Here is a 5969-nt window from a genome sequence, read left to right as displayed (position 1 = left end):
CCCCGGCACCCGACGCCGCAAGCGCCCGCCCTCGGCGCCCCGGCGTCCAGCGCGCGGACAGCACCGCCCACGCCCGCCGGCGCCCGGCAGCACCGCCCGCGCGCTACACGTAGACGCGCGGCAAGCGCGAGCAGCCGAACCCGATGGCCACCTCATGGGGGATGGTGTCCAGCAGGTCGCACATCTCGTCGATGGTCACCACCGCGTCGCCCACAGCGCCCACGATGACCACCTCGTCCCCCACCTGGGGGTCGATGCGCGTGCGCGTGCCGTAGGTGCGCAGGTCGACCTCGAACATGCACTGGTCCATGCAGATGTTGCCCACCTGGCGCACGCGGTGCTCGCCCATCAGGAACTCCACGCGTCCCGAGAGGCCGCGGCGCAGGCCGTCGGCGTACCCGATGGGCAGCGTGCAGATCTTCACCGAGCCGGGGCTGCGGTAGTGCAGCCCATAGCTGACGCCCTCGCTCATGGGCACGAGCCGCGCGTCGGTGATGCGCGCCTTCACGCTCATGGCGGGCCGAAGCTCGATGAGCGGGAACGTCTCCGGGCAGGGGTGGAAGCCGTACAGGCCGATGCCCAGGCGCACCATGTCGAACTGCACGTCGGGGTAGCGGATGGCCGCCGCCGAGTTGGCCGCGTGGATGATGCCCGGGTCGATGCCGCCGGCGCGCAGCGCGTTGACGGCCTCGATGAAGCGCTTGACCTGAATCTGGAAGTCGAGCGTCTCGGCGCAGTCGGCCGTGGCGAAGTGCGTGAACGTCCCCACCAGCTCGAGCGCCCGGTGGAAGCCCACCTGGTGCATGAAGGGCACCACCTGGTCATGGCGCACGCCGATGCGGTTCATGCCGGTGTTCACCTTGAGGTGGAAGGGGGCGCGCAGGCCCAGGGCGTCGGCCGCCTCGGCGTACTGGATGGCGAACTCAGCCGAGTAGACGGTCGGCATCACCTTGTAGCCGAGCAGCAGCGGGATGGCGGTGGCCGGCGGCTCCGCCAGGATGAGGATGGGCGCGTTGATGAGCGCCTCGCGCAGCTCGATGGCCTCCTCCACCGTGGCGACGCCCAGGTACTCGGCGCCGGAGTTGAGGGCGGTCTTGGCGCACTGCACGGCGCCGTGCCCGTAGGCGTCGGCCTTCACGACGGCCATGAGCCGCGTGCCCGGCGCTAGGCGCCGCTTGACCGCCGTGGCGTTGTGGCGAATGGCGTTGAGGTCGATCTCCACCCATGACCAGCGGCGCTCGACGGGCGGGATGAGGGCGAGCTTGTCGGGGTCAAAGGCCGTCGCACCGCCCGCGCCGCCGCGGGTGAAGCGCAGGACGCCCGTCTGGGACGCCGGCGCGCCCCAGGCCCCGCCCACGCGCCCCAAGTCGGCCGTGGCCTGCGAGAGCGCCTGGGCGTTGGCCGCGCGCGCCTCGTGGGCGAGCCGGGCGGTGCTCGACGGATCCGAGCGGGCCATGCGGGCCTCGGTCTCGGCCTGGCGCATGGCCTGGCTGGCCGAGACGAACCCGGGGTCGCGCCGACCGAATCCCGTGAAGCCGTTGAGTGGTTCTGTCATGGGGTGCCTCTGCTTCGCTTGCTTGCCTGATCGCCTGCCAGTATAGCGCAACGGGCCCGCGGCGGCGTGCCGTCGCGGGCCCGCAGGGGCGCGTGCGGAAGCAGGCGCGGGGCCGGTGTCGCGCCCGAGCCGAGCATCGGCGCGAGGGCGCGGGCCCGACGCGCAGGCCGGGGCGAATGCCGGCGCCCCGCGCCGCAGAGGGCGGGACTACTCGTGCCCGCCGCCGGCCATCATCTTCACGGCGTGGGGCAGCGCCGCCACGATGCCCTCCCAGTTCTCGGTGGCCGCCTTGGTGGAGCCGGGCAGGTTGACCACGAGCGTGCGCCCGCGCTGCATGCACACGGCGCGCGAGAGCATGGCGAAGGGCGTGATCTGGAGGCTGTGGTAGCGCATGGCCTCGGCGATGCCGGGCACGTCGCGGTCGCACACGTCGCGGGTGGCCTCGGGCGTCACGTCGCGCAGCGACAGCCCGCTGCCGCCGCAGGTGAGCACGACGTCCACCTCCGGCGCGTCGGCGGCCTCGACGATGGCCGCCGCGATGTCGGCGCGCTCGTCGCGCACCACCACGTGGGACGCGCACGTCCAGCCCGCCTCGGCGATGAGGCGCTCGAGCGCGGCGCCGGCAGCGTCCTCGGCCATCGAGCGCGTGTCAGAGCAGGTGACGATGGCGAAGGTGACGGGCTGAGCAGAATGATCGTGGGACATGGGGGTTCCTTTCGTTCGGCGGAACGGGCGGGGGGCGGGGGCCCGCGGCGCCCCGGGCGGGCACCCGCAGGCGAGGCGCCCGCTGAAGCGGGTGCGGACGCGGGCCTTCCCTACAGCGGCACTTCCTCAGATACGTCGAGCAGGATGCACTCCACCGCATCGCCCGGCTCGAGCATCTGCGGGCCCTCGGGGATGGAGGCCAGGCAGTTCGACTTCTGGATGGGGCCGAACAGGCCCGAGCTCTGGTTCTTCGCGGGCGTCACCTCGAAGGCGCCGTCGGCCGCGCGCGTGAGCGTGGAGCGGCTGAACAGGCGACGCACATCCTTCTTGCGCACCGGCGCGGTCAGGCGCGCCTGCACCGCGGGGCGGTCAAGGTGCGAGAAGCCCTGCATCTTGCGCAGCGCCGCGCGGATGATGAGCTCGAAGCCGCAGTAGGCCGCCGCGGGGTTTCCCGGCAGGCCGAAGACGGGCGTGCCGTTGACCAGGCCGAACGTCTGCGCCTTGCCGGGGCGCATGTTGACCGACGTCATGAGCAGCTCGCCGAGCTCCTCCACGACCGGCTTGATGAAGTCGAAGTCGCCGTTGGCCGCGCCGCCGGTGGTCACCACGAAGTCGTACTCGCGCGTGGCGGCGTCCACGGCGTCGCGCAGGGCCTCGAAGGTGTCCGCGACGATGGGCAGCACCACGGGCACGGCGCCCGCCTCCTGGGCGCAGGCGGCCATGGCGTAGCTGTTGGAGTTGCGGATCTGCCCGGGACCGGGCACCTGGTCGGGCGGCACGAGCTCGCTGCCCGTGGCGATGATGGCCACGCGCGGGCGCGCGTAGGCGGGCACCTGGAGCACGCCGCAGCTGGCGAGGAAGCCCACGCCTGCCGCGCCGATGACCTCGCCGCGTTCCACCACCACCTCGCCGGCGCGCGCCTCCTCGCCGGCGGCGCGCACGTTCGCGCCCGGCTTCGCCGGAGCGGAGAACGCCACGGTGGAGCCCGGCTTGCCATCGCCCGCGAGCACGGCCACGATCTCGTACTTCACCACCGCGTCGGCGTCGTCGGGCAGCGGCGCGCCGGTCATGATGCGCACGCACTCGCCCGGGGCGATGGCGCCTGAGAACACGTCCCCCGCGCCGATCTCCGCAATGACCTTGAGCGCGACGGGCGCCTCTTCGGTGGCGCCGGCGATCTCATCGGCCCGCAGGGCGAAGCCGTCCATGGCCGAGTGCGCGAAGGGGGCGATGTCGATGTCGCTCGTCAGGTCGGCGGCGGCCACGCGGCCCACCACATCGAGCAGGGGAACCTCCTCCGACCCGAGCGGCGCCACCTTGGCCAGCACCAGCTCGCGCGCCTCTTCCAGCGAGATCATGTCCGTCATGGGCGTTCCTTTCCGCAAGAAGGCGCCGCGCAGGGCCGACCCCGCGCGGCGCCTCGTTCATAGGGTTGCCGCCATTATACCCGTTTGAGAATATCCACGCCCGGAAAGAAGCGGCGGAAGGGAAGGCCGCGCGCCCACCGCACGCCGCCCCACGCACGCCACCCGCGCGCACGCCGCGAGCCCTCGGTCGCCGTCCCATCGCGCACGCTGCCCGCGCGCCCGCCGCGCGGCGCGGCTACGCGAGCAGCCGCCTCAGGCGGCGCATGGCCTCGGCGGTGTCTTCGGGGCTGCCGAACGACGAGAGGCGGAAGAAGCCCTCGCCGCACGGCCCGAACCCGACGCCGGGGGTTCCGACCACTTGGGCGTTCTCGAGCAGGTAGTCGAAGAACTCCCAGCTGCCCAGGCCCCGCGGACACTCCATCCACACATAGGGCGCGTTCACGCCGCCGCAGTACCACACGCCCACCGCGTCGAGCGCCTCCCTGATGACGCGCGCGTTGCCCTTGTACACCTCGATGTTGCGCTCCGCCTGGCGGCGACCCTCCGGGGTGAACACGGCAGCCGCGCCCCGCTGTATGACGAAGCTCACGCCGTTGGTCTTGGTCGTGCGGTTGCGCACCCACATATCGGCCAGCCTCATGCCGCCGCGCTCGAGGGCGGAGGGTATGACGGTGTAACCCAGGCGCGTGCCCGTGAAGCCCGCCGTCTTGGACAGCGAGCAGATCTCTATCGCGCAGGTGCGCGCGCCCTCCACCTCGAAGATGCTGTGAGGCACGTCCGCATCGGAGATGAACGCCTCGTAGGCGGCGTCGAACAGGATGATGGCGCCGCGCGCGTTGGCAAACTCGACCCAGGCCTTAAGCTTGTCGCGCGTGAAGTGGGCGCCAGTGGGGTTGCCCGGCGAGCACAGGTAGATCAGGTCGGCGTCGGCCGCGGGGTCAGGCCATGGGGCGAAGCCGTCGTCCTTGCCCGACTCCAGCCGCACGATGCGCCTGCCGGCGATGACGTTGGCGTCGACGTAGGCCGGGTAGGCGGGCTCCACGACGAGCGCCGCGCTCGAGGCGTCGAACAGATCGAGGATGTCCCCCAGCTCGTCGCTCGCGCCGCTCGACACGAACACCTCGCCCGCGTCGAGCGCCACTCCCCGCTCCGCGTACTGGCGCGCGATGGCCTCGCGCAGGAAGGGCGCGCCGCATTCGGGAAGGTAGCCCTGGAAGGTCTCGGCGCGCGCCTGCGCGTCGACGCCCTCGTGAAGCGCCGCGATGACCGCCTCGGGCAGCGGCAGGGACACATCCCCTATCCCCAGGCGCAGGATGCGCGCGCCCGGATGGGCCGCCTCGTAGGCGGCGACCTTCTGCGCGATGCCCGCGAACAGGTACGACTCCTCCAGCTCGGCATAGTGCCGGTTCAGCTCGATCACAGCTCGACCTCCCCCTCGCATACCGTCGCCGCGGGGCCGGTCATGACGACCTCCCCGTCGGACGCAACTTCAATCAGCAGCTCCCCGCCGTCGAGGACCACGCGCACGGGGCGTCCGCCGTCCGCCAGGCCGGCGCGGACGGCCGCCGCGGCAGACGCGCACGACCCCGTGCCGCAGGCCATGGTGATGCCGCTGCCGCGCTCCCACACGCGCATGCGCAGCTCGTTGTCGCCCGTCACCTCGACGAACTCGACGTTGACCCCATCGGGGAACGCCGCATGGCGCTCAAGCGCCGCGCCGAGGCTCGCGACCGGGGCGGCGAGGGCGTCCTCAACGAAGACGACCGCGTGGGGGTTGCCCACGTCGACGGGCACGAGGCGCACCTCGGCGCCGAGCGCCTCCACCACGCGCTCATCATCGACCGTCGCCCGCCCCATGCGCACGGCGACCCGCTCGACCATCCCGTCCGGGCCCGGCGAGAGCTCCAGGCCCTTCATGCCCGAGCGCGTCTTGACGCGCACCTGAAGGCGGTCCACAAGGCCCTTGTCGTAGAGGTACTTCCCCACGCAGCGAACGCCGTTGCCGCACATCATCGCCTCGCTGCCGTCTGCGTTGAAGATGCGCATCAGGCAGTCGGCATCGTCTGCGGGGGCAATCCAGATCATGCCGTCAGACCCCACGCCGAAGTGCCTGTCGGACAGGCGTATCGAAAGCTCGGCGGCATCCAGGCCGTAGCGCTCCTTCGCCCGATCGGGGTTTCCCAGCACGTAGAGGTAGTCGTTGCCCAGGCCGTGCATCTTGGTGAACTTGAGGCCCATAGGCCCCTCCTTTCCTCGGTTTCTCCTCTTTCGCGCCCGCGCGGCCGGCCGAGGCCCTCGGCGCGCCCGGCACGGCGCCGGCCCTCAGGCCCCCGCGGCCGCCC

5 protein-coding genes are annotated in these 5969 nt (G+C 72.2%); all 5 read right to left on the bottom strand.

All coding sequences use genetic code 11. The features are described 5' to 3' along the window. Positions 1-103: 103 nt before the first annotated feature. The 5 genes from alr to dapF all read right to left on the bottom strand — a co-directional run bounded on the left by alr (position 104) and on the right by dapF (position 5865). The gene (gene alr, locus D1643_RS09360; protein WP_160710367.1) at positions 104-1555 is read right to left on the bottom strand and encodes an alanine racemase; all 1452 of its coding nucleotides are present in this window, start codon (positions 1553-1555) and stop codon (positions 104-106) included. Positions 1556-1762: 207 nt separating this feature from the next. After that, complete coding sequence (locus D1643_RS09355) at positions 1763-2260, bottom strand: molybdenum cofactor biosynthesis protein B (protein WP_160710366.1); 498 nt, start codon at positions 2258-2260, stop codon at positions 1763-1765. Between the two features lie 110 nt (positions 2261-2370). After that, on the bottom strand, positions 2371-3627 hold the full coding sequence (gene glp, locus D1643_RS09350; RefSeq protein WP_160710365.1) for a gephyrin-like molybdotransferase Glp: 1257 nt from the start codon (positions 3625-3627) through the stop codon (positions 2371-2373). A 235-nt stretch (positions 3628-3862) separates the two neighbouring features. Then, positions 3863-5047 (bottom strand): LL-diaminopimelate aminotransferase, encoded by a 1185-nt coding sequence (locus tag D1643_RS09345; RefSeq protein WP_160710364.1) that lies wholly within the window; start codon positions 5045-5047, stop codon positions 3863-3865. Next, the gene (dapF, locus tag D1643_RS09340; RefSeq protein ID WP_160710363.1) at positions 5044-5865 is read right to left on the bottom strand and encodes a diaminopimelate epimerase; all 822 of its coding nucleotides are present in this window, start codon (positions 5863-5865) and stop codon (positions 5044-5046) included. Before dapF ends, D1643_RS09345 begins: the two co-directional genes overlap by 4 nt. Positions 5866-5969: the final 104 nt, after the last annotated feature.

The organism is Enterorhabdus sp. P55, assembly GCF_009911695.1.
Lineage (GTDB): Bacteria > Actinomycetota > Coriobacteriia > Coriobacteriales > Eggerthellaceae > Enterorhabdus.
This window is presented reverse-complemented; position numbering and strand designations above follow the sequence as displayed.